Source organism: Tessaracoccus flavus, assembly GCF_001997295.1.
GTDB classification, from domain to species: domain Bacteria; phylum Actinomycetota; class Actinomycetes; order Propionibacteriales; family Propionibacteriaceae; genus Arachnia; species Arachnia flava.
Window position 1 is genome coordinate 2,204,092 of sequence record NZ_CP019605.1, and the last position, 22,417, is coordinate 2,226,508.

The following is a 22,417-nucleotide window of genomic DNA, read 5'->3' on the forward strand; positions in this document are numbered from 1 at the left end:
AGACCGCAACGCCAACGTGGATCGGAACTCGCCGACGATAACCATCGACGCCCCCGATATCTCGGGGGCGTCGATGGGTTTCGGGGGCGAGTGGGTGTGACCGTTGGCGTTTCGGGGGAACCGTTGGCGTTCCGGTGAGGCCATTGGCGTTGCGGTGAAGCAATTGGCGTTCCGGTGGAGCCGTTGGCGTTGCGGTGGAACCGTTGGCGTTGCGGTGGAATCGTTGGCGTCAGGGACGTTGTCGGGCACTGCCAACAGGTTCCGAGCCCCTGCCCTCGCGCCGACTCACGGCCGTTACTCAGGGAAACGTCGGACGGCCGCTACTCAGCGACAGTCGATAGCCGGGCGACCGCGGCGTCGATGCGCTCGTCCGTGGCGGTGAGTGCCACCCGGACGTGCTGCGCGGCAGCGGCGCCGTAGAAGTCCCCGGGGGCGGCGAGGATGCCGCGCTCGGCGAGCCAGGCCACGGAGTCGCGGCAGTTCTCGCCTCGCGTGGCCCACAGGTACAGCGACCCTTCCGAATGGTCGATGCGGAACCCCGCCGCTTCAAGCGCTGGGCGCAGCTTCGCCCGGCGAGCGAGATAGCGGTCCCGCTGCTCCTCCACGTGAGTCTGGTCGCCGAGCATCGCGGCCATCGCAGCCTGGATCGGGGCGGGCACCATCATGCCGAGGTGCTTGCGGGCGCCGACCAGTTGCTGCACGATCACCGGGTCGCCGGCCACGAAGCCCGCCCGGTAGCCGGCCGCGTTGGAGCGCTTCGAGAGCGACCCGACCGCGAGAAGGTTCGTGAGGTCGCCGTCGTTGACGCGGGGGTCGAGCACCGAGTAGGGCTCCGCCTCCCAGGCGAACTCGCCGTAGCACTCGTCGCTGGCCAGGACCGCGCCACGCTCCCTGGCGGCGGCGACGAAGGCGCGGAGCACGTCGAGGCTGAGGATCTGCCCGGTGGGGTTGGCCGGCGAGTTGATCCACACCAGGGAAGCGTCGGCCGGCAGCGCGCCGGGATCGTCCAGCGGCACCGGCCGTGCCCCTGCTGTGAGCGCCCCCACCTCGTAGGTGGGATACGCGCACTCCGGGAAGACGACGGCGTGGTCCGCGCCGAGCGCGAGAAGTGTGGGCAGCCAGCCGACCAGTTCCTTGGTCCCCACCACCGGCATCACTGACTCGTGGGACAACGGCACCGCCCGCCAACGGCCGGTCAGGTAGTCGATGATGGCCTGCCGGACCCGCGGTGTCCCCCACACCGTCGGGTAACCATGCGCATCCGACGCCTCCGCGAGCGCTTCGCGCGCCAGGGCGGGGGTGGGGTCGACGGGCGTGCCGACGGAGAGGTCGACGATGCCGTCCGGATGCGCCGCGGCCGTCGTCTTGGCGTCGGCCAGGGTGTCCCAGGGGAAGTCAGGCAGGCGGGCGCCGAGCGCCATCCGTCACGCCTGGGGAGGCAGCGCGGCGACGACCGGGTGGTCCTTGTCGATGACCCCCATCTTGGCGGCACCGCCGGGCGAGCCGATGTCGTCGAAGAACTGCACGTTCACGTCGTAGTACTCGGCCTGCTCTTCGGGGACGTCGTCCTCGTAGTAGATGGCCTCGACGGGGCAGACCGGCTCGCACGCGCCGCAGTCCACGCATTCCTCGGGGTGGATGTAGAGCATCCGGTTGCCCTCGTAGATGCAATCGACCGGGCACTCCTCAACGCAGGCGCGGTCCTTCACGTCGACGCAGGGCAGACCGATGATGTAAGTCATTTGAATTCACTCCTTCAGAAGGTGATCAAAGCTTAGCCGTTCCCCGTGCTCCGCCGCGGCGCATGTCAGGGCTCGCAGATGATGCGGTCGCCGGCGCTGTACTTCCAGCGGTACGGCTCCTCCTTGACCACCTGGCCGCCCTTGTAGAACAACCGCTTCCAGGTGACCGTGAAGCCGCGGATAGGGGCCTGGGGTTCGCAGTCGGGCTCGCCCTTGAGGATGCGATCCTGCCCCGTGTAGAAGTCCGACTTCACGAGTTCGGTCGATTCAACCTTGTCGTAGGTCCGCTGCGACCAGATCTTGAACGTGATCGAGCCACGCTCCCCGGGGCTCGACGGGTTGGTGTAGCCCTGGATGACCGCCGGGAATTCGGTGTCGTTCCGGAAGCGCATGTCGAGCGCGCCGTAGTAGATCGTCGCTTCCCGGCCGGCCGGATAGCGGTCGAAGTAGAGGCTGTGCGGCTTGTGCTCGATGTCCTCGTAGCCCGCGAAGAAGGCGGCGTTGTACAGGGTCGTCGCGGCCTGGGAGATGCCCCCGCCGCCTTCCTTGACGAGGCGCCCCTCGTTGATGACGTAGCCGTCCACGTATCCGTTGTCGGCCGTGCGGGGGCCGAGGGTGTCGTTGAGCGAGAAGATCTCGCCGGGCATCAGGACCGTCCCATTGACGCTCGTCGCAGCGCGACCGAGGTTGGTGTTGCGGTAGGCGGCGTGCGGGTACCGCGTGGTGAACTCGCCGATCACCTCGGTGGGCTTCAGCTGCTCGGCCTGCTCGGTGGTGAACTCGGGCTGCTGCACCGTCACGTCGATCGAGGCGGTGCGCTCCGCTCCCGTCTTGACGGCAGCCGCGAGGACCGCGTCCTTGAACGCTCCGGGTTCGATGGTCTCCCCGGCAACCGCCGGGACGACCGAGATGGTGCCACCGCTGAATGAGAAGCCGGCGTCCTTCGGGTCGCTCAATTCCAGGGCCCGACGGGCCTCCCCCGTCTCTTCGAAGAGAATCTCGGCGTCGACCTCCGGCACGATCCTGTCGCCCTCGACCGTGAAGGTCGTGGCCGCCGCGACGGCCGCAGGTACCACCTCCATGGTCTGCTCCTCGTGCGTCACGGGGATGGGCCCGCTGAGCAGCGGATCGACGAAGTCAGCGACCACCTGGTCGACCATCGCGTTGGTCACAGTGGGCGGGGTGGTGACGACGGTCGCCTCCACGTTGCCCGCGCCGCTCTCATAGGCCTCTCGGACGGACGCGGCCGTGTCATCGACGTCCAGTTCCTGGGCGTCCTGCGCGTCCGTTCGCACAAGCTCGCCCTGCTCGAAGGCGATCGTCGCGTCGGTGCCGTCGACGGCGAACTCGGGCGCGATCGACTCCACAGACTCGCGCAGCCGTCCCTCATCGACCAGCCTGACCAGTTCGACCTCGTCGCCGCCCGTGAACGTGCGCAGGATGTCCGCCGGATGCCAGCTGAAACCGCCTCCGGCCGCTCGGACCGTCGCCTCGTAGTCGGCGCCAAGGCCGCTCTCGGCGGGGTCGATGGCGACGCTGGTCGCGCCTGAGTTGACGTTGATGGGCGCATCGAGCTGCGGCGCGAGTTCAGCGGCGAGCTTCTCCTCCGCCTGGTCGGGGGACAGACCTCCGAGGGACACACCCTCGACGGTCGCCTTGGCCGGAAGCTGGTTGCCCGCCACGAAGTACGCGGCGACGTAGGCACCTCCCAGCAGCATTAGCACGCCGATGATGGTGCCGATCGCGATCTTCTTCGCCTTGCTCACACTCGCCCTCTCAGCGACCAACGGCCGCGGTTCACCGGCTATCCTACGAAACCGCCGAAGCCGCGCCCAAAACTTCGTCAGGAGATACGCAGACCCCAGGGCATGGTGAGCGCGCCGCGCCCGTGGAGGCCCACTCTGGCAGCGAGTGCGGTGAGCACCCCCTCAGCGTCGGGCAGATTGGCGCCACCTACCGCGCCCTCCGTGGACGTGGCCGGCTTGAGCAGGGTGAGCAGCCCGGCGTCGCCGATGTGGGTGAGCTTCGTGCGTCGCTCGTCCAGACCAGCGAGCGCGCACGCCCGCTCGACGGCGAGCCACTGGCCTCCCAGGTGGTCGACGAGGCCCCTGTCCCTGGCGTCCGCCCCGGTCCACACGCGGCCTCGCGCCAGTGACTCGAGATGGTCGTGGTCCATCCCGCGGTCCTGTGCGGCGAAGGTGGTGAAGTCGAGGTAGACCCGATCAAGCCACCGGTTGAGCCGGTCCCAGTCGTCGTCGGAGAACTCGTGGGCGGAGCTGAGCATGCCCGCCGCGGCGCCCACCGGGATGGTCTCGCGGACGAGCCCCAGCTTGTCGTACGTGCCTCGCGTCACGACCTTGCCGGCCAGAACGCCGATGGAACCGGTCAGCGTCGACGGCTCCGCCACGATCTCGTCGCAGGGCATCGCGACGTAGTAGCCGCCGGACGCCGCCACCGCACCCATGTGCGCGACGACGGGCTTGCCCGCCTCGCGGAGCCGCAGCACCGAGCGTCGGATGAAGTCGCTCGCGACCGCTGAGCCACCGGGTGAGTCCACCTCGAACACGACGGCCTTGACGTCCTCGTCCCTCAGCGCGGCACGGAGATGCTCGTCGACGACGTCGGATCCCGACTGGTCTCCCCCCATGGGTGAGCGCTGTCCCCGCCCGGTGACGATCGCCCCCCGCAGCGTCACGACGGCCACCTTGGGCTGCTTGGGCGCCAGCTTCTTCGCCATCGCCGCCTTGTTGGTGTAGCGGTGCGCGAAGAGCAGGTGGTCCGCTTCCGCCCCCCACTCCTCCAGCGTGGCCGCGTAAGCCTCGTCCCGGTAGCCCACACGGTCGATGAGGCCGAGCTCGAGCGCCTGCTCCGCGGTCAGTGGCGAGCCGTTGACCCCGTCCCACACCCGCTCGGGAGGGATCGAGCGGAGTCGGGCCACCGCCGCCACGAACTCCTCGACGATCGACTGGCCGAGCCGCGAAGTCATCTCACGGTTGGCCTCGGTGACGTGATCGGCCGCGTAGGTGTCAGCGGCGGTCTTGTACTCGTGGCGCTGGCCGAACTGCGGCTCGGCGCCGGCCTTGTTGAAAAGTCCCTTGAGCAGGGTCATCGAGACCTCGACGCCCTCGATGTTCACCGCGCCGGTCGGCTGAAGCCAGATCTGCTGAGCCGCGGCGGCGAGCCGGTAGGCGCCCAGCCCCTGGCCAAGTTCCCCGAAGGATTCAGACCAGGCCATCGTCTTCTTCGACTCCCCGAAATCCTCGATGAGCCCTGCGATCTCCTCCACGTACGCCAGCGCCGTGCCTGACGGCACGGCGTGGACGATCAGTCCGAGGACCCGCGCGTCCCTGGAGGCCTCGCGAAGGTGGGATCGCAACGCGTTGAGCGTCGGGCTGTTGATGAGCTGCACGGCCTGCAGGGGGTTGGTGGGCTTGGCCACGAGCACGCCGCGAGCCATGTCGAGTTCGAGCACCACCGGCGTGTCGCCGGTGATCTTGCCGAGGAGGTCTTTGAGTCCCATCACCCCAGCATACGAACCACCCCGAACAGCCGCGGCCCCGGCGACGGAGAAGGGCCGCGGCCACCCCCGGTTAGGAGATGGCCGCGGCCCTTCGTCAGCGCGGTGGCGGTCAGCCCAGCAGCGCCTTCGCGGTGCTCACGAGGTTGTCGACGGTGAACCCGAACTCCTCGAAGCACTTGGCGCCCGACGCCGAGGCGCCGTAATGCTCAAGGCTCACCGACGTGCCCTTCTCACCGACGTACTTGGACCAGCCCATGGCGATGCCGGCCTCGATGCTGACCCTCGCCGTGACGGCTGCGGGCAGCACCGACTCGCGGTACTCGGCGGGCTGCTCGTCGAACCACTCCTGGCAGGGCATCGAGACGACCCTGGTGGAAACGCCGTCGGCCTCCAGCTTCTCCTGGGCATCGAGCGCCACCTCGACCTCCGAGCCGGAGGCGATGAGGATCAGCGTCGGCTCAGAGGAGGCCTCGCTCACAACGTAGGCCCCGTTGGCGACGCCCTCCGCTGAGGCGTACTTCTCGCCGCGGGCAATCGTGCGCAGGTCCTGCCGGGACAGGATCAGACCCGCGGGGCGGTCAGCCCGGCGCAGGATTTCGCCCCAGGCGACGGAGGTCTCGTTGGCGTCGGAGGGCCGCACGACGTCGAGGCCCGGGATGGCGCGCAGCGCCGCCAGGTGCTCGACGGGCTGGTGGGTGGGTCCGTCCTCGCCCACGCCCACCGAATCATGGGTCCAGACGAAGATCGACGGTACCCGAGTGATCGCGGCCAGCCGGACGGCGGGGCGCATGTAGTCGGAGAACACGAGGAACGTGCCGCCGTAGGCCCGGGTGAGCGCCGACATGTTGATGCCGTTGAGGATGCCGCCCATCGCGTGCTCGCGAATACCGAAGTGCAGCGTCCGGCCGTACTGGTTGCCGGGCCACTCGTCGGTCGCGCGCTCGTCAGGAAGGAAGCTCGGCTCACCCTTCATGGTGGTGTTGTTCGAGCCGGCCAGGTCGGCGGAGCCGCCCCACAGCTCGGGAAGCTGGCTGGCCAGAGCCGTGAGCACCTCGCCGGAAGCGGCGCGAGTCGCCTTCTTACCCTCCTCGAAGACGGGGAGGCTGAGGTCCTGCGGCAACTTCCGTGCCCGCGCCCGCTTCAGCAGCTCGGCACGCTCGGGATTGGCCTGCTCCCACTCCTTGAACTTCGCGTCCCACGCCTCGCGGGCCGCACGGCCGCGCTCCGCCGCGTTCGCGCGGGTGTACTCGACGACGGACTCATCGATCGCGAAGGGCTCGGGCTCGAATCCGAGGGCCTCCTTGAGCGCCGCGATCTCGTCGCCGCCGATCTTCGACCCGTGGACCGAGTGATGGCCCTGCTTGTTGGGCAGGGGCCACCCGATGATGGTGGTCAGCTTGATGAAGCTGGGCTTGTCGGTGACCTTCTTGGCCTCCTCGATCGCCGCGTGGAGCGCCTCGACGTCTTCGACGTACTCCGTGCCGCCGTTGGTCCAGTCGACGTGCTGCACGTGCCAGCCGTACGCCTCGTAGCGCGCCGACACGTCTTCAGAGAAGGCAATCTTCGTCTTGCCTTCGATCGTGATGCGGTTGTCGTCGTAGATGAGGACGAGGTTGCCGAGGTTCTGCGTCGCTGCGAGCGAGGACGCCTCGGACGAGATGCCCTCCTGCAGGCAGCCGTCGCCGGCGATGCAGTAGATCATGCGGTCGAACAGCGACTCACCTGCGGCGGCCTCCGGCTCGTAGATGCCCCGCTCCCGGCGCGCCGCCATGGCCATGCCGACGGCGTTGCTGACGCCGGCACCCAGTGGGCCGGTGGTGCACTCCACGAACTTGGTGTGCCCGTACTCGGGGTGGCCAGGGGTCTTCGAACCCCAGGTGCGCAGGGCCTTGATGTCGTCCAGTTCCATGTCGAGGCCGGCGAGGTACAGCTGGGTGTACTGCGTCAGCGACGCGTGACCGGCGGACAGCACGAAGCGGTCCCGGCCGATCCAGAGGTCGTCGGACGGGTCGGTGTTCATCACCTTCTGGTACAGCAGGTACGCCACCGGCGCCAGCGACACCGGGGTGCCTGGGTGGCCGTTGCCGACCTTCTCTACAGCATCGGCGGCCAAGATGCGGGCGGTGTCGACCGCCTTGGCGTCCTTGTCGGTCCACTCAAGGGTCACAGTGGTTTCCTCACTTCTTCGTATCGGAGTCGGAGTCAGCCTATCGCGGGTGGTCTCTCCCGCTCAGCCCGGATCAGGGCTCGTCGGGGCTGTCCGGCAACGCGACGACCCCGAAGTCGTAACCGACGATGTCCGACACCGCGCCGGCGCCGGTCCCATCCTCGGCTGCCACCTGATCGCCCGACGGTTGGGCCGCCTCCCACGGGTTGACGGGCCTGACATTCTCCCCCAGCGCCTCGCGGACCAGCTTCTGGATCCCGTCGCCCGCGCCTGGATCAAATTTGCGGATCTCAGCCACCCTGTCCTCCCCTGCGCTGCACCGGCGGCTCGTCCGACCACGGGAACACGATCCACTGGTCGGTGGCCTTCCACACGTAGTCGGGCGCGACGATGGTCGACGGCTTCGAGTACAGCACCGCGCTGCGGACGTCCGCGCCGAAGCCCCGCAGGAGCTTCATGACAAGGCCGAGCGTGCGACCCGAGTCCGCCACGTCATCGGCCACGAGAATCCGCTGACCGGCGATCGATTCGGTGTCGAGCATCGGAGCCAGCAGCACCGGGTCCGGCAGGGTCTCGTGGACGTCGGTGTAGAACTCGACGTTGATGGCATCGGTGAGCTTGACGCCGAGCGCGTAGGTGAGCGCCCCGGCGAGCGACATGCCACCCCTGGCCACGGCGATGATGATGGTGGGCTCGAATCCTGAATCCAGGACGGCCTGGGCGAGCTCGCGCTGAGCACGACCGAAGCCCTCCCAGGTGAGCACCTCTTTGTCAGCGTGGTCGGTGGAATCCGCGTGATAAGCCATTGCCCCATCGTAGAGGCAGCAGGCGTTGGCAGGGGTGGGGGTCAGCTGGGCGGGCCGTCGTCGATCTTCCGCGCCATGAACACGGCGTCGTGCCACTGGCCGAACTTGAGTCCGGCCTCCTCGATGCGGCCCACCTGGGTGAACCCCATCCGCTCGTGGAACGCCACCGAGTGGTCGTTGGCGCCGTCGATCACGCCCACCATGGTGCGCACGCCCCGTCCGCGGGCGTAGTCGATGAGGGCGTTCAGGAGCATTCGCCCGCCGCCGGCGGACCGGTACCCCTCGCGGATGTAGACGCTGTGCTCCACCGTCGGTGCCCAGCCTGCGAGCGGTCGGAAGGGTCCGTAGCTGGCGAACCCGACGATCGAATCGGCATCCACCAGGACCAGCACCGGGTAGTCCTTCCGCGTCAAGGACATGAACCAGGCGCGGCGGTCCTCGAGGGTGACCGGTTCCAGCGCCCAGGACGCCGTGGTGCCGACACCAGCCTCGTTGTAGATCTCGGTGATCGCGGACAGATCGTGCAGCCGGGCGGGACGAATCGTGGGCATGGGGAAATCGTATGGGGTGAGCGCTGCGTGCGGCGCGAGCCGTGCCGTCGCTAGGTTGAGCCCATGCACACGGTGAAAGGCGACTGGGGTCGCGGCGCGGTGTCCGAACTCGGGGCCTGCGTGGTGTCGTGGTCACCTGCCGGCTTCGGGGAGCAACTCTTCCTCGCCAGGGACGCTGCGCTGGTCCCCGGCGAGATGTGGCACGGAGGGGTCCCGATCTGTGCACCGTGGTTCGGCTCAGGCACGGGCGAGTGGACGGTCCCCCACATCCATGGTCTGGTCAGCAGGGTGCCCTGGCGGGTGCTCTCGCTTCGAGAGGACGACGACTGCGCCCGCATCGAACTGGCGGTATCGGCAGCAGAGACAGCGCACCTCGCCGGAGCGGACCGCTATCCAGACGATCTGGCCTACTCCCTGTCCGTCGAGATGGGCAGGCGACTGCGGCTGGCCCTGACCATCGCGAGCCCCAGCCGGCAGGTGACCGTCGACCAGGCGTTCCACCCCTACCTGGCCGTGCAGGCGAACCAGGCTCAGCTGACCGGCCTGGAGGGGTTGCGTTTCCGGGACTACGCCGCCGACGGTGGACCCACCAGCCAGTCCTCACCTGTGAGATTCGGGCGCTACGTCGACCGCGTCTACGACGGCGCCCCCACGACCCTGCTGTCGGACGGGTCGCGCAGCTTGGCCATGAGCGGAACCGGTGCCGGCAGCGTGGTCGTCTGGAACCCCGGCCCGGGTGGCGACGAGTGGGCTAGCTTTGCCTGCGTCGAGTACGGCAACGTGCAGAACCGCGCAGTGGTCATTCCTGCCGGGGGGACGCACACCCTGGCGCTGACGATCACGCCGGGTCGCTGAGCTGAGTTCGCAGCTCAGGTCCGCGACGACAGATGCTCGACGAGCACGCTGTCCGGGCCATGTCCCGGGTGGATCACCGTCTCAGGGGGGAGAGCGCTCAGTTCCTCCCATGCTGACTCGGCGTCCACCCCGGTGAGCGCGCCCGTGAAGACGCAGCCGAGGGTGGGCGAGTAGAGGACAACCCCAGGGCTCCGCGGGGTGGGGTCGGAGATCACCTCGAGCGTGACCGCTCCGACGCTGAACTCCTGGCCCAGCGCCAGATCACAGTCCCAGTCGCGGACCGGATGCGCGCGGTACCAGCCGGCCGAGGCCTCCGGGTGGACCCAGATGGGCGCCCCTGTCCGTTCCGCGAGGTCCGGCGCCGCCCGCACCCCAGCCGCGTGCGTGCAGAGGACCGCCAATACGCGGCGGCCGGCGACCGCGCTGAGGATGCTCTCCGCGTCGTGGGGGGCGTCGATGACGATCGTCTCGCGCTCGTCCCCCACCACCCATGCGTTGTACACCGACCCCGGTGCTGCCAGCGGCATCGGCTCGGCGGACGGGGCCACCCGACGGACGGTCATGTCGCGAGCCCGCCGTTGTGCACGCGCAGCACTGAGCGTCCCCGGGAAACATGCATACCGGCCACCCTAACCCCGCGATCGTCGGCCCGAGGCGCGTTGCGAGGAACTGCCCGGCGGCGGCTACCGCGTGGGTACAGTGGCGCCATGAGCGAAGACCAGGAAGCCGTGCCGCTGGACCCCAAGGAGGCCATGCGTCAGGCACTTGAGCGGAAGAAGCAGGGCCAGGGCCAGCACGGGCCGGGCGGTCCGGAGGCCGACCGGGCGCTCGGGCACGCGCACGGCCAGATGGGCGGTAAGCGCCAGTTCCGCCGGAAGGCCGGCGGCTGAGCCTGGATCCACGCTAGGCGCTGAAGCTTCGCAGGCGCGGGGCTATCTGTTCAACGAAGAGCGGCGCCAGGTCGGCGTCCCCGAACTCCTCGACGCCGACCCAGCGCACCGCGTCGATCTCCGCCGCCGGCTGCACGCCGCGGTCGATCGGGTCGGGCCACTCAAAGACGTCCGCCATGACTGCGTGGCCGGGCTCGTTGGCGGCCGCGGCCACGAGGGCGCCCATCGACACCAACCTTTCGGCGTCCAGGTGGAGACCCAGTTCCTCCGCCACTTCACGCGCCCCGCACTGCGCGGGGTCTTCCCCCGGTTCGGGCTTTCCTCCCGGATTCATCCACATCGTCGTTGCCCGCTTCCGGACGAAGAGCACCGCTCCCAGCCTGTCGCGCAGCACGACGGCGGAGACATGGATCACGGGAGGCACGCTCCGACGGTACCGGCACCCGTCGGAATACCGCGCCTTGGGCGAGACTTCCCCGGGTTCCCTAGACTGACCAGATGACCGAGCCGAACGCGGTAACCAGGGCCCTCATCGTCGTCGATGTGCAGGTCGACTTCTGCGAGGGCGGCGCCCTCGGCGTCGAGGGTGGTAACGACGTGGCCCGACGGATCGCGGATCTCCTGGGCTCCGATCATGGGTACAGCCACGTGGTGGCCACCCGAGACCACCACATCGATCCAGGCCCCCATTTCTCCGACGAACCCGACTACGTCGACAGGTGGCCGCCTCACTGCGTGGTCGGCACCCCGGGCCAGCAGTTCCACCCGGCTCTGCTCCGCGCACCGTTCGACGCGGTCTTCGACAAGGGCTCCTACGAGGCCGCCTATTCAGGGTTCGAAGGGACGATCGGGGGCGAACCGGAGGGCGACACGCTGGCGCAGTGGCTCGGCCGACACGGTGTGACGGCAGTCGACGTCTGCGGTATCGCCACCGACTACTGTGTCCGGGCCACGGCCACCGACGCGGCGCGCGAGGGATTCGACACCCGCGTGCTGGGGACGCTGATCGCCGCGGTCCACCCCGCCAACGTCCCCGGCGTGGTGACCGAACTGGCTGAAGAACGCGTCGAGTGGGTCGCCTGACCCGAGACCGCCCGGGCGCGGCCTCAGCTGCGGTCGCCGCTCCTGTGGTCGGGGGCGGCGGTAGAGGACGAGGTCGTGCCCCTTCGACGGACGGGCTGCTCGCTGCGCTCGCTGGCCCTGCACAGGGATCAGCCAAGGTCCCTGAGCTTGTCGGCTTTTTGCACCGATCCGCCCTGATCCCCGACAGCGGCGTGCGAAAGTGAGTCCGTGGTGGAGATGTGGACGTGGTTGACGGAGTTCCTTGCGGGTCTCGGCCCAGCGCCGTACCTGGCGCTCGTCGCCGTCGTGGCCGGGTTGTCGCAGTGGCTGGCCTGGCAGGTCCGCGTGCCGTCCATCCTCCTGCTGCTCCTCGTCGGTTTCGGGCTCGGCCAACTGGTCAGCCCCGATGCCGTCCTGGGACGAGACGTTCTGTTCGGCGGGGTGACGCTCGCCGTCGGCGTGATCCTTTTCGAGGGTGCGCTCACCCTTCATCTGCGAGACGTCCGGGGCATCGGCAGGCCAGTGCTGCGTCTGTGCAGCGTCACCGTCGTCATCGCCTGGGCCCTCATCAGCGCGGCCGCATGGCTCATCGGCTTCGACCTGTCCGTGGCGCTCCTGGTGGGCGCAATCCTCGTGGTGACCGGCCCCACCGTCATCGCGCCGATCCTGCGGACGTTGCGCCCCACCCGCCGGGTGGCCGCCCTCCTGAAATGGGAGGGCATCATCGTCGACCCGATCGGGGCCGTGCTGGCCGTGCTCGTCTTCCAGGGTGTGCTCCTGGGCCGCGGCGGAGAAGGGGTGCCCCAACTCATCGGCAACCTGCTGCTCACCGTCGTCATCGCGACCGCGCTGGGTGCGGGAATGGGCTGGATCCTGGAACAGCTCATGAAGCGACACGCCATCCCCGATTTCCTCCAAGGTGTGGCGTGCCTGACCAGCGCCATCGGCGTGCTGGTGGTGAGCAACGCCCTGCAATCGGAAAGCGGACTTCTCGCCGTCACGGTCCTGGGGCTCTACCTCGGCAACAGAGGGTTGCATCTCAGACCGGTTGAGGAGTTCACCGAACACCTCCAGGTGCTCTTCGTCGGCGCCCTGTTCGTCATCCTCGCCGGGAGGATCTCGCCCGCTGACCTCGTCGCCGTGGCGCCGCGGGCGTTCCTCTTCGTTGCGCTGCTCGTGATCGTCGTGCGACCGGTCAGCATCTGGCTCGGACTCTGGGGTACCCGCGTGACTCGGGAGGAGCGTGGCCTCCTGGCCTTCATGGCCCCGAGGGGCATCGTCGCCGCGGCGGTGACGAGCATCTTCGGCATCGAGTTTCACCACGCCGTGCAGCGGATGCGCGAACGCGCGGCCGAGGCCACCGGGGACGAGGCGCTCGAACTAACCCGACGGGCCGACAACCTCGCCGTGCTGGCCGCGCAGACCACCGAGCTCGTCCCGCTGGTATTCCTCGTCATCGTGCTCACCGTGGCGCTCTACGGACTGGGCGTTGGCCGCCTCGCCGAACGGCTCGGTCTCGCGACGACGTCGCCGCAGGGCATCCTGTTCGTCGGCGCCCAGTCGTGGGTGGTCCAGGCCGCCAGTGCGCTCGAGAAAGCCGGCATCACGACGCTCATCGTGTCTCGCGAATACTCGCGGCTGAGCGGCGCCCGGAAGGTGGGGCTGACCACCGTGACCGCCAATATCCTCAGCGACTACGCCGTCAGAGACATGGACCTCGCAGGCATCAAATCACTCATCGCCGCCACCAAGACCGACGAGGTCAACGCCACGGCCGCGCGCGAGTTCGCCCACGTGCTCGGGCGCGCAAACGTCTACCAGCTCGCCCGCAGGACCGCTACGGTCAGCGCAGGGAAGGTCCGCACGGAGGCCGCCTCGCATCTCACCGCCCGGACCTGCTTCGATCCCTCACTCAACTTCGACGAACTGGAGGAGCTCGTCGGGCGGGGCCATCAGGTCCGCAGCACGCGACTGACGGCCGACTTCACCTATGCAGACCTCCAGGCCCGTGGCGACGACTCAGTCATGCTCTTCGTCGTGGCCGACGGGCAGGTGACGATCGTCGACGAGGACACGCAGGTGCCCGACAAGGGCGTCACCGCAATCTATCTGGCACCGCCCCGCGATCACACGGATCGTGCGGTCAGCCGTGCAGATAGTTGACGAGGTGCTCCCGCTCGGCCTGGAGCTGGTCGATCCGGCTCTTCACGATGTCGCCGATGCTCACGATCGCGACGTAGCGCCCTGACTCGATGACGGGAAGGTGGCGTGCCCGGTGCTCAGTCATCGATCCGGCAACGGCCTCGATCTCGTCGTCAGGTCCGCAGGTGTGGATCTCGGTGCCCATGATCTCGCCGATGCTCCGGTCCAAGGCGGACGCGCCGTAGCGTCCCAGTGCCTGCACCACGTCGCGTTCGCCCGCGATGCCGGTCACGGACTTGCCGTCGTCGGTGATGACCACGGCTCCGATCCGGTGCTCGTTCAGCAGCGCGACGAGTTCCGCGACGCTGGAGTCGGAGCGTGCCGTGATGACTGTCGTGCCCTTGGTCTTGATGACGTCGTTAATCTTCATGGCTCACGCTAACCCCGCGGCGAGTCCCTGCGGCGCCAAATCGTGGAACTCGCCTGGGACCTGGCCCCGCAACCGCTTTACCGCTCCGAAGACTCGATCGGATGCCCTGCGTTCTTCCAAGCGCTGAAGCCTCCGTCGATGTGCGTGACGTCGGTCATTCCCATCTCGACCAGCGACCGGGCGGCGAGCGCTGAGCGCCACGCCGACGCGCAGTACAGCACGAGGCGTCGCCCTGAGTCGAGGTCGGCCCGGTAGTACGGACTCGCGGGGTCCACCCAGAACTCCAGCAGGCCCCGGGGGGCGCGGTAGGCGCCCGGGATCTGGCCTTCACGCGCTATCTCACCGGGCTCCCGGAGGTCCACGAAAAGCACAGTGTCGTCCCCCAGGAGACGCGCGGCGTCGGCCAGTGGAAGAGGAGGGACGATCGCGTTGGCTTCCCCCACCAGGTCGGCGAACGACCTCCGCAGCGGCGTCCCGGGTTCGCGGCTCGCCATCAGCAGATGGGGACGCTGGGGTCGAACGCCTGGTCCATGTCGTGTGCGGGGAGCGCCGACGGCGGCAGGTTGACGACGCGCGCGGGCACGCCGGCCACCGTCGTGTGCGGTGGCACATCCTTGAGCACGACCGAACCGGCACCGATCTTGGCTCCCTCACCCACCCGGATGTTGCCCAGCACCTTGGCTCCGGCGCCGATCATGACGCCCCTGCCGATCTTGGGATGGCGGTCGCCGCCCTCCTTCCCTGAACCGCCGAGCGTCACCTCGTGCAGCATCGAGAACTCGTCCTCCACGACGGCCGTCTCGCCGATCACCACGCTGGTCGCGTGGTCGAACATGATCCCCTTTCCGATGCGGGCCCCCGGATGGATGTCGACGGCGAACACCTCCGAAATGCGGCTCTGGAGGTAGTGGGCAAGCGGTTTGCGGTTGTGTTCCCAGTAGAAGTTGGCCACCCGGTAGGCCTGGATGGACTGGAATCCCTTGAAGTACAACAGGGGGTTGGAGTAGCCCGGGCAGGCCGGGTCGCGCGACACGACGGCCTGCAGGTCGGCTCGCACAGCCCGCTGGATGCACTCGTCGTCGATCAGGACGTCGTGGATGATGTCGCGCAGGCTCAGCGCGGGCAGCGTCGTGTTGTCGAGCTTGCTCGCCAGGATGTAGCTCAGCGCGTCCTCGAGATCAGGCTGGCTGAGGATCACCGTGTACAGGAATCCTGCCAGCAGGGGCTCGTTGCGAGCCACCTCGGCGCACTCCTCCTGGATGGCGGCCCAGATCTGGTCGTCAGGGACGATGCGTGTCGGGTCCATGAAGATCTCCTCCGGTTGTTGCTCTGCAAGGGTAACCAACGTTTCGAGGCCGACGGCTAGGCTGACGGGATGAATCGACCGCGGGCCGCCACCTTCCTGGTGGTCAGCACCTCGATCACCGCCCACACTCTCAATGCCAGCAAGATCGTCTCGGGTCTGGTCGGTCGCGGGCACCGGGTGCTCTGGTACGCCGCCGACCGGTTCGCCCACACCGTCGCCCTGTGCGGGGCAGAGCACCTTCCAGCGGCCGACGACGGAGGGTTCGAGGACACCACCGCCCGCGGCGGCGGGCTGGGTCGCGTCAAGAGCCTCTTCCGCGACGAGGTCGTCGGACGCGCCGCCACTCACCGCGCCGCCCTCGCCGCAGCGGTCGGAGGCACCCGGATCGACGCCGTCATCTCGGACACGCTCATCCCCGCCGCCTCGCTCTCCGCGGCCGACCTGGGCGCGCCCTGGGTGACGTTCGGTGACGGCCCCCTGCTGTGCTGGGACGACGGCACCCCTCCGTTCGGAACCGGGCTTCCGTTCCACCCGGGGCGTGCCGGGCGACGGCGCAACCGTGATGTCCAGGCGCTGCTCGACCGTTGGCTCTACCGGCCCTTCCTCGATGATCTCAACGCTCTACGGCTCGACGCGGGTCTCGGCACGGTGCCAACCGTGCGGGAGGCAACGGTCTCCCCCCTCCTCCACCTCCAGGGCTGCACGCCGAGCTTCGAGTATCCGCGAGCAGCCGGCGCCGATCACGTCCATTTCGTCGGAGCGCTGGGCCCCGTGCCTGGAAGCGCCCCTGAGGTGCCACCCACGCTGACCCGCAGTCAGCGGAGCCGGCCCCTGGCGATGGTCACCCAGGGCACGCTCCGGCCCGACCTGAGCGAACTCGCGATTCCCGCTGCCAGGGCGCTGGTCGCCGAGGGCTTCGACGTGCTGGTCGCCGGCGCCCAGGCCGGACTGTGGAACCCCGCCCCGGAGCGGGTCACTGCGCTCCCCCGCGTCGACTACCCCGGCGCACTTGCCGAGTCGGACCTCTTCGTCACCAACGGTGGCTACACGGGCGTGACCCTCGCCGTCGCGGCGGGCGTACCGATCGTCCAGGCGGGCAACTCCGAGGAGAAGCCCGACATCGGCGCGAGGGTCCGGTGGTCGGGCGTCGGAGCAAGCCTCCGCATCCGCAATCCTCCGGTCTGGCTGCTGCGGCAGACGATCCGCCGCGTCATGGGGTCACCAGCTCGGATCGAGGCATCGAGTCGGCTGTCCGGAGAGAGCAGCTGCTACGACGCGGCCGAGATCAGCGCACGGCTGTTGGGCGAGCTGGCGGAGCGGACCCGTGGCTGAGGCGGTCACAGTCCGAGCCGTGGGCAAGGTATTCCATGCCCGCCACAGCGTTGTCGAGGCACTGGACGACGTGACGTTCTCCGTCGCCCGGGGCGAGATCGTCGCGTTGATGGGAGCGAACGGGGCAGGCAAGTCGACGCTGCTGGACCTGATCTGCGGATTGACCACCCCGACGAGCGGCGATGTGCGGGTCTTCGGGCAGGCGCCACGCGACGCCGTGCTGGCCGGTCGGCTGGGCGCGATGCTGCAGATGGGAGGGCTGCTCCCCGACCTCACCGTCGCCGAAACCGTCCGTCTCATCGCAAGCTTCTACGATCGGCCCATCGACGTCGACGAGGTACTGCGCACGGCCGGAGTGGAGGACATCGCGGGCAGACGGATCGCCGTGTGCTCAGGCGGCGAGCAGCAGCGGGTGAAATTCGCGCTCGCCCTGCTGCCCGGCGCCCCGCTGCTGGTGCTCGATGAGCCCACTGCGGGAATGGATTGGCGCGCACGCAGCGCCTTCTGGGAGCGGATGAGGATGCTCACCGCGGAGGGACGCACTCTCCTCTACTCCTCCCACTATGCCGACGAGGTGGAGGCCGTGGCGGATCGCGTCGTGGTGCTCGCCGAGGGGCGCCTCGTCGCCGACATCGGTACCGACGAGATCTCCGCCGCCGCCCCCACACGGGTGGTGCAGGTCGACTCCGGGCCGCGCTGCACCGCGGACGCGCTGCGGGCGCTGCCCGGCGTCCGGTCGGCCGACGTCGACAGCGGCCGTGTCGACCTGGTCGTCGACGCCGAGCACGTGTCCGAGCTGGTTGTGCACCTCCTGAGCACCTGTGGGGCGGGCAATCTCCAGGTACTCGGCCCCCCGTTCTTCGAGAGCCTCGACGCCCTCATCTCGCAGGCACGGAGGACGCCGTGAACCGGATCTTCATCGCCACGGAACTCGCCCGCCTACGCCGTGACCCCGTGCTGCTGCTCATCGTGGTGGTGCTACCGGTCTTCTTCTTCCTCGGAGCCAGCGTCGCCATCCCGGACACGCTCGACGAAAACACCAGGACGAGCGTCCGTGACGGCGTCATGATCGGATTGGCGTGCTATGGCGCCGCCACCGCCGCGTCGACCATCACCGGCCAGACTGCTCTCGAGCGTGTGCACGGGTGGGCGCGTCAGGTCGGCCTGACGCCGCTGGCGACCTGGCGGTTCTTGGCGGTGAAGGCGACCGTCGCGCTCGTCGCGGTGGTGGCGACGGTGGGCGTCATGTTCACCGTGGCTGCGATCTCCGGCATCCTCGCGTCGCCGTTGGCCTGGCTCGCCGCCGGAGCAGTGGTTCTCGTCGGCTCGGTCACCTGGGCGCTCTACGGTCTGGTGGTCGGTCTGGCCTTCCGTAGCCAGTCCGCCCTCGCGGCGTCCGCAGCGGGTCTGGTTCTCCTGGCGTTGGGCGGCGGAGTGTTCGTGCCGCTGCCCGAGCACCTCGTCTGGATCGCTCGCTGGACCCCGATGTACGGTCAGGTCGAGCTGGCGCGGCTCGCGCTCGCGGGCGGTGACGCGTCTGCGGCCCTCTGGCCATTGGCCAATTGGCTCGGCTGGACCGGGGTGCTGGCAGGTCTCGCCGCCTGGCTCGTCGGCCGCTCGCGCCGCCGCGGCTGAGAACCGCCCTCTTCCACGAGGTCGGCGATGCGCCGCGCGCCGGTGCCGGGGCCGAGCCTCCGGGCTGTCGCTTGGGCCCCCTCACGCATCTCGAGCGCCGCCAAGACCCGCCGGGCCAGGATCGGTGCCGTCACGCGCCAGCGCGGCACCCCTCGGGGACCGGCTCCCAGTTCCGCCACCCTCCGGGCGTAATAGGCCTGGTCACCGAGGTGCGGCACAACGACCGACGGGGTGCCGGACGCCAACGCCGCATAGGTCGTGCCGGCACCACCGTGGTGGACGACCGCCGACACCTGCGGCAGCAGCGCCTCGTAGCTGACCGGGCCGGTCACCAGCACGTCGTCACCGGGCACGGGGGCGCCGCCGTCGGTCAGGATGAGCCGCACCCCCGCGAGCCTTGCAGCCTCGACGAACAGCCGCCGGTCCCGCTGCGCACTCACCACCGGACAGGATCCGAAGGTCATGACCGCCGTCGGTCCATCTCCGGCAAGGAACTCCCGGACCTCGTCCGGTAGCTCAGCGGGTCCGTGGACCGACGGGATCCACCCCACCTGCTCGACGCCATCCGGCCATTGGCGGGCAGGGGGCGAGACGACGGGGCTCGTGGCAAGCAGCAGCGTCGACCTCGACTCGGGGCGGTGACCGACGCGGCGCGTCATGTCGGCGGTGTGCGCCGCGGAGAGCCCCCTGGTGAGACCCCACATCGCCGACGAGGTGGCGCGCAGCACATGCCGGCCGCCCCTGGCCAGCCCGAGTGCGGTCGACGAGGTGGTGGAGGCGGGCAGCAGGGGCGCGAAGAGGACGGTGAGATGGTCCGCGCAGGTTGCCTGGGCCAGTGCAGCCGCGGCCCCGCGGGTGACCAGTCCCGAGACGATGACGTCAACTCCGTCCGCCGCCCGGCGGAGCGCCTCGTTGGTGTGCGGCGCCAGCGAATGGAAGCTCGTCATCATCGTGGCGTACATGACGCCCGGCTGCGCGAGGGCCAGCCCACGCAGCCACGAAATGTCGGGCCACAGCGTCGACGCGCCCCCGGGCACGGCCTCGAGGTGGAGGCCTGCCCGCTCGACAAGCGGCGCATACTCCTCGAGTGCCACCACCCTCACGTCGTGGCCGCGCATGCGCAGCGTTGAGCCGATCGCCACCACGGGGGCCACGTCGCCCGCCGAGCCCAGCGCACTCAGCGCAACCCTCATCCGGATCAGCGTCCAGCGAGGTCAGCGAGCACCGCGGCCAGGCGGCGCTGCTGGGTGTCCTCCCGTTTCGCCTCATCGAAGCTGCGTGCCATCTCCTTGCGCCTGGAATAGCTCAGCCTGGATCCACCGATTGGTCGCGCAGCGAGCGGCACCAGGTGGGTGCACCGGCAAGACGATGCACGCGAAGAGCTACCGGGCGTACCTTGAGCGTGATCGGCGATGCCGGTGTGCCTGCATGGGGTTGCGTAGCAGCGGGGAATCGGTGGATCCAGGCTCAGCTCGCGGAAGGCCTCGGATGCGTCGGGATCAGCCGCGAGCGCCTCGGCCAGAAGTGGCGGCACCTCGACGGTCCGCTCCTCATCGTCGAGCGAGACCGTGACGTCCACCTCGTCGCCGATCTCAACGCCAAGCGCGTCCCGCGAGGCTCTGCTCAGCCCTATGCAGGCCCGACCCCCCATGCGCGAGATGCGAAGCCGCTCCTGTCGGCCCCCGATACTCACCACCACAGGAGGGGTCTTCGCGGTCGACAGCTGCGCCGCCTGCTCATCGGTGAGGAAGATCGCCGCTGCGGGTCCGAACTCCTCGACGGTTGTCGTCACACTCACGTGGGGCATGAAGGCTCCTGCTCTAGCGATCGGTGGGGCCCGTGGTGGCGGGCCTTCCGAGCAACGGTACGCGAACTCGCAGTCCCAGGCGGGCATCCTGAAGGTGGTGCTCGACATCGTGCACGAGGTACTGGCTGAGCGTGGCCACGGTGAACCGCCTGCCGTCACTCCGGCGCCCGGTGCGCTCCCAGTCGCTCCGCCCCACCCTCGCCAGGACGGACTGGGTCTGCCGTGTGGCAAGCCGGATGTCCTCGATGATCTGGGCGGCGTCCGCCTCCCAGTAGCGACCTTCTGCTGCGTGGACGTCTCCGTCCCAGTCCTCGAACACCGGATCCTCGTCGGCGAGCATGGCCCCGACGCGGGCACCGAGCAGGCGAACCATGTCGCGGGCGTGCACGGCGTACTCCAGAGGCGACCACACCGTAGGTTCCGGACGCTCCCGGATGCCTTCGGACCCGAGGACTTCAGGCCACTCTGCCGCCGCGGCCGCAAGACGGGCGGAACTGTCGTGGGGATTCGACGGCACATAGCCGCACTCCTCGCATCCCTCTACGATGACGACGGTCCAGTCTCGGCGGTCGGGCAGGGTCGGGGGGTAGTCCTGGTTCATCCCTCCATCCTGACGACAACGACCGGGCATGTCGACCTGACAAGCCCTGCCGACAGCGAACGCCCCGGGGATTCTCGGGTTACTGTGGAGCATGGATGTAGCAGAGGCCTTTGACCGGGTTCCCCGCCAGCGGTTCCTGCCGAAGAACATGCGGCCCTACTGGCGCCTCGATCGTCCGCTCGCGCTGGCGCACGGGCAGACGAACTCACAACCGTCCACCGTCGCCGCGATGCTGCGGCTACTCGACGTTCGAGAGGGCCACCGCGTCCTCGACATCGGGGCCGGGTCCGGCTGGACCACCGCGCTCCTGGCCGAGCTGGTCGGGGCGGAAGGACGTGTGCTCGGCCTCGAACGCATCAGTGCCCTGGCCGACGGGGCGAGAGCAGCCCTCGGGCAGGACTGGCCCTGGGCCGAGATCCGCGTCGCTGACCCACACGAGCTGGGCGCCGCCCGCGAGGCACCGTTCGACCGCATCCTCGTCTCCGCGATGGCAGACGAGCTGCCCGAGCCGCTGATCGCACAACTCGCCGACGACGGGGTCCTCGTCGCGCCCGTCGCCGGAGTGATGACGAGGGTGCACCGCGACGGCGACACTCCCGCCATCACCGAGCACGGCTACTACAGCTTCGTCCCCCTCATCACAGGCCCGGACGATGCAGGCGACACGACGGACTACCTTTGACAAACCTTGAACAAAATTGATCTACTGGGGCAACCACATACCCGAGGAGCAGATGATGAACAAGGATCGACTACGCCAGATCTGGGTCACCGTGGCCGAGATCCTGTGCGTGTACGGAACGCTGGTCGGGGTGGGCGTCCTGGGTAGCTCTGTGGAGAGTTCTTCGGACGGTGCTCTGTCGGCCGACGCCACGTTGCTGGCGCCCGGCGGCACCGCCTTCTCGATCTGGTCCGTGATCTACTTCGGCCTCTTCGCCTACACCGTCTGGCAGTGGCTGCCTGGCAATACCACCTCGCCCAGAGCCCGGGCCACGGGATGGCTGGCAGGCATCTCCATGCTGCTCAACGCGGCTTGGATCCTCGTCACCCAGCAGGGCTGGATCTGGGTCAGCGTCGGCGTCATCGCCGCCCTCGTGATCACCCTCGGCATCATCATGCGCCGCCTGACCGCCCTTCCTCCCCAGGGATGGCTCGACCGCGTGATCGTGGACGGCACGTTCGGCGCCTACCTCGGCTGGGTCAGCGTCGCCACCTGCGCCAACATCGCCGCCGCCGGCGTGGCGTCCGGCTGGTCACTTGGGGACGGCGCCGACGACTGGCTCGCGGTGGCGGTGCTCGCCGCAGCGGCTGGGGTGGGGGTCATGCTGGCCTACACGATCGGCGGCCGCTTCGCAGTGGCAGCCGCCATGGCCTGGGGGCTCAGCTGGATCGCCATCGCGCGTCTCTTCGACGAGCCCGCCTCGTCGATTGTCGGCATCGCCGCCATCATCGCGGTGGCAGTAGTGGTGGTCGTCTCGGGCCTCCGGGGCGCCGACCCTGGCCGAGTTGCGGTAGCGACGGCGTAGTACTGGCACGCCGAGCGCTGAACGTCAGAAGGAGCCGCACCCGGA

Annotated in this window: 24 protein-coding genes; 8 read left to right on the top strand and 16 right to left on the bottom strand. The window is 69.0% G+C overall.

Going from position 1 to position 22,417, the window contains the following annotated elements; translation table 11 throughout:
• Positions 1 to 320: 320 nt before the first annotated feature.
• The 8 genes from dapC to RPIT_RS10200 form a co-directional block, all read right to left on the bottom strand.
• Positions 321 to 1,421: a succinyldiaminopimelate transaminase gene (dapC, locus tag RPIT_RS10165; RefSeq protein WP_077342885.1), complete on the bottom strand. Its 1,101-nt coding sequence runs from the start codon at positions 1,419 to 1,421 to the stop codon at positions 321 to 323.
• Between the two features lie 3 nt (positions 1,422 to 1,424).
• Entirely contained in the window at positions 1,425 to 1,742 is a 318-nt protein-coding gene (gene fdxA / locus RPIT_RS10170) for a ferredoxin (RefSeq protein WP_077342887.1), read from the bottom strand.
• Between the two features lie 65 nt (positions 1,743 to 1,807).
• Positions 1,808 to 3,508 carry a VanW family protein gene (locus tag RPIT_RS10175; RefSeq protein WP_077342889.1) on the bottom strand — a complete coding sequence of 567 codons (1,701 nt, stop codon included), beginning with the start codon at positions 3,506 to 3,508 and terminating at the stop codon, positions 1,808 to 1,810.
• A gap of 77 nt (positions 3,509 to 3,585) precedes the next feature.
• Positions 3,586 to 5,262, bottom strand: a complete 1,677-nt coding sequence (locus RPIT_RS10180) for a S49 family peptidase (RefSeq protein WP_077342891.1) — start codon at positions 5,260 to 5,262, stop codon at positions 3,586 to 3,588.
• 109 nt (positions 5,263 to 5,371) lie between these two features.
• A complete protein-coding gene (gene tkt, locus RPIT_RS10185; protein WP_077342893.1) occupies positions 5,372 to 7,429 on the bottom strand; it encodes a transketolase in 2,058 nt (685 codons plus the stop codon).
• Between the two features lie 73 nt (positions 7,430 to 7,502).
• Positions 7,503 to 7,727: a hypothetical protein gene (locus tag RPIT_RS10190; RefSeq protein WP_077342895.1), complete on the bottom strand. Its 225-nt coding sequence runs from the start codon at positions 7,725 to 7,727 to the stop codon at positions 7,503 to 7,505.
• On the bottom strand, positions 7,720 to 8,235 hold the full coding sequence (locus RPIT_RS10195) for a phosphoribosyltransferase (RefSeq protein WP_077342897.1): 516 nt from the start codon (positions 8,233 to 8,235) through the stop codon (positions 7,720 to 7,722). Before RPIT_RS10195 ends, RPIT_RS10190 begins: the two co-directional genes overlap by 8 nt.
• Before the next feature lie 41 nt (positions 8,236 to 8,276).
• On the bottom strand, positions 8,277 to 8,786 hold the full coding sequence (locus RPIT_RS10200) for a GNAT family N-acetyltransferase (protein WP_077342899.1): 510 nt from the start codon (positions 8,784 to 8,786) through the stop codon (positions 8,277 to 8,279).
• Between the two features lie 63 nt (positions 8,787 to 8,849).
• Here RPIT_RS10200 and RPIT_RS10205 point away from each other — a divergent pair, with 63 nt between their 5' ends.
• On the top strand, positions 8,850 to 9,641 hold the full coding sequence (locus RPIT_RS10205) for an aldose epimerase family protein (RefSeq protein WP_077342901.1): 792 nt from the start codon (positions 8,850 to 8,852) through the stop codon (positions 9,639 to 9,641).
• A 14-nt stretch (positions 9,642 to 9,655) separates the two neighbouring features.
• Here the strand turns inward: RPIT_RS10205 and RPIT_RS10210 are convergent, their stop codons facing one another.
• On the bottom strand, positions 9,656 to 10,204 hold the full coding sequence (locus RPIT_RS10210; RefSeq protein WP_077342903.1) for an MBL fold metallo-hydrolase: 549 nt from the start codon (positions 10,202 to 10,204) through the stop codon (positions 9,656 to 9,658).
• A gap of 144 nt (positions 10,205 to 10,348) precedes the next feature.
• Here RPIT_RS10210 and RPIT_RS10215 point away from each other — a divergent pair, with 144 nt between their 5' ends.
• Positions 10,349 to 10,531, top strand: coding sequence for a DUF5302 family protein (locus RPIT_RS10215; RefSeq protein ID WP_077342905.1), 183 nt, complete (start codon positions 10,349 to 10,351; stop codon positions 10,529 to 10,531).
• Positions 10,532 to 10,544: 13 nt separating this feature from the next.
• On the opposite strand, the gene RPIT_RS10220 is transcribed toward RPIT_RS10215, so the two are convergent.
• Positions 10,545 to 10,955: an NUDIX hydrolase gene (locus tag RPIT_RS10220; protein WP_077342907.1), complete on the bottom strand. Its 411-nt coding sequence runs from the start codon at positions 10,953 to 10,955 to the stop codon at positions 10,545 to 10,547.
• Positions 10,956 to 11,029: 74 nt separating this feature from the next.
• Between RPIT_RS10220 and RPIT_RS10225 the strand changes: the two genes are divergently transcribed.
• On the top strand, positions 11,030 to 11,614 hold the full coding sequence (locus tag RPIT_RS10225; protein ID WP_077342909.1) for an isochorismatase family protein: 585 nt from the start codon (positions 11,030 to 11,032) through the stop codon (positions 11,612 to 11,614).
• A gap of 216 nt (positions 11,615 to 11,830) precedes the next feature.
• Positions 11,831 to 13,756 carry a cation:proton antiporter gene (locus RPIT_RS10230; RefSeq protein WP_077344299.1) on the top strand — a complete coding sequence of 642 codons (1,926 nt, stop codon included), beginning with the start codon at positions 11,831 to 11,833 and terminating at the stop codon, positions 13,754 to 13,756.
• On the opposite strand, the gene RPIT_RS10235 is transcribed toward RPIT_RS10230, so the two are convergent.
• The 3 genes from RPIT_RS10235 to cysE form a co-directional block, all read right to left on the bottom strand.
• Positions 13,737 to 14,165, bottom strand: a complete 429-nt coding sequence (locus RPIT_RS10235; RefSeq protein ID WP_077342911.1) for a CBS domain-containing protein — start codon at positions 14,163 to 14,165, stop codon at positions 13,737 to 13,739. The genes RPIT_RS10230 and RPIT_RS10235 overlap by 20 nt on opposite strands.
• A 77-nt stretch (positions 14,166 to 14,242) precedes the next feature.
• On the bottom strand, positions 14,243 to 14,659 hold the full coding sequence (locus RPIT_RS10240) for a rhodanese-like domain-containing protein (RefSeq protein ID WP_077342913.1): 417 nt from the start codon (positions 14,657 to 14,659) through the stop codon (positions 14,243 to 14,245).
• Complete coding sequence (gene cysE / locus RPIT_RS10245) at positions 14,659 to 15,471, bottom strand: serine O-acetyltransferase (protein ID WP_077342915.1); 813 nt, start codon at positions 15,469 to 15,471, stop codon at positions 14,659 to 14,661. The genes RPIT_RS10240 and cysE overlap by 1 nt, the downstream gene beginning before the upstream one ends.
• Before the next feature lie 69 nt (positions 15,472 to 15,540).
• Between cysE and RPIT_RS15030 the strand changes: the two genes are divergently transcribed.
• Positions 15,541 to 16,803 (top strand): glycosyltransferase, encoded by a 1,263-nt coding sequence (locus RPIT_RS15030; RefSeq protein WP_093664761.1) that lies wholly within the window; start codon positions 15,541 to 15,543, stop codon positions 16,801 to 16,803.
• Between the two features lie 19 nt (positions 16,804 to 16,822).
• The gene (locus RPIT_RS10250) at positions 16,823 to 17,710 is read left to right on the top strand and encodes an ABC transporter ATP-binding protein (protein WP_143028193.1); all 888 of its coding nucleotides are present in this window, start codon (positions 16,823 to 16,825) and stop codon (positions 17,708 to 17,710) included.
• A 586-nt stretch (positions 17,711 to 18,296) separates the two neighbouring features.
• On the opposite strand, the gene RPIT_RS10255 is transcribed toward RPIT_RS10250, so the two are convergent.
• Genes RPIT_RS10255 through RPIT_RS10265 form a run of 3 tightly spaced genes read right to left on the bottom strand, consistent with a single transcriptional unit; the run spans position 18,297 to position 20,846 of the window.
• Positions 18,297 to 19,631: a glycosyltransferase gene (locus tag RPIT_RS10255; RefSeq protein WP_077342919.1), complete on the bottom strand. Its 1,335-nt coding sequence runs from the start codon at positions 19,629 to 19,631 to the stop codon at positions 18,297 to 18,299.
• Between the two features lie 5 nt (positions 19,632 to 19,636).
• Positions 19,637 to 20,245 (bottom strand): DUF1905 domain-containing protein, encoded by a 609-nt coding sequence (locus RPIT_RS10260; protein ID WP_162274536.1) that lies wholly within the window; start codon positions 20,243 to 20,245, stop codon positions 19,637 to 19,639.
• 13 nt (positions 20,246 to 20,258) lie between these two features.
• Positions 20,259 to 20,846 carry a DinB family protein gene (locus RPIT_RS10265; RefSeq protein ID WP_143028192.1) on the bottom strand — a complete coding sequence of 196 codons (588 nt, stop codon included), beginning with the start codon at positions 20,844 to 20,846 and terminating at the stop codon, positions 20,259 to 20,261.
• A 91-nt stretch (positions 20,847 to 20,937) separates the two neighbouring features.
• Between RPIT_RS10265 and RPIT_RS10270 the strand changes: the two genes are divergently transcribed.
• Together RPIT_RS10270 and RPIT_RS10275 are read left to right on the top strand one after the other, a co-directional pair.
• Positions 20,938 to 21,528 carry a protein-L-isoaspartate O-methyltransferase family protein gene (locus tag RPIT_RS10270; RefSeq protein WP_077342923.1) on the top strand — a complete coding sequence of 197 codons (591 nt, stop codon included), beginning with the start codon at positions 20,938 to 20,940 and terminating at the stop codon, positions 21,526 to 21,528.
• Positions 21,529 to 21,583: 55 nt separating this feature from the next.
• Positions 21,584 to 22,372, top strand: a complete 789-nt coding sequence (locus tag RPIT_RS10275) for a TspO/MBR family protein (RefSeq protein ID WP_218121544.1) — start codon at positions 21,584 to 21,586, stop codon at positions 22,370 to 22,372.
• The last annotated feature ends 45 nt before the right edge of the window (positions 22,373 to 22,417 follow it).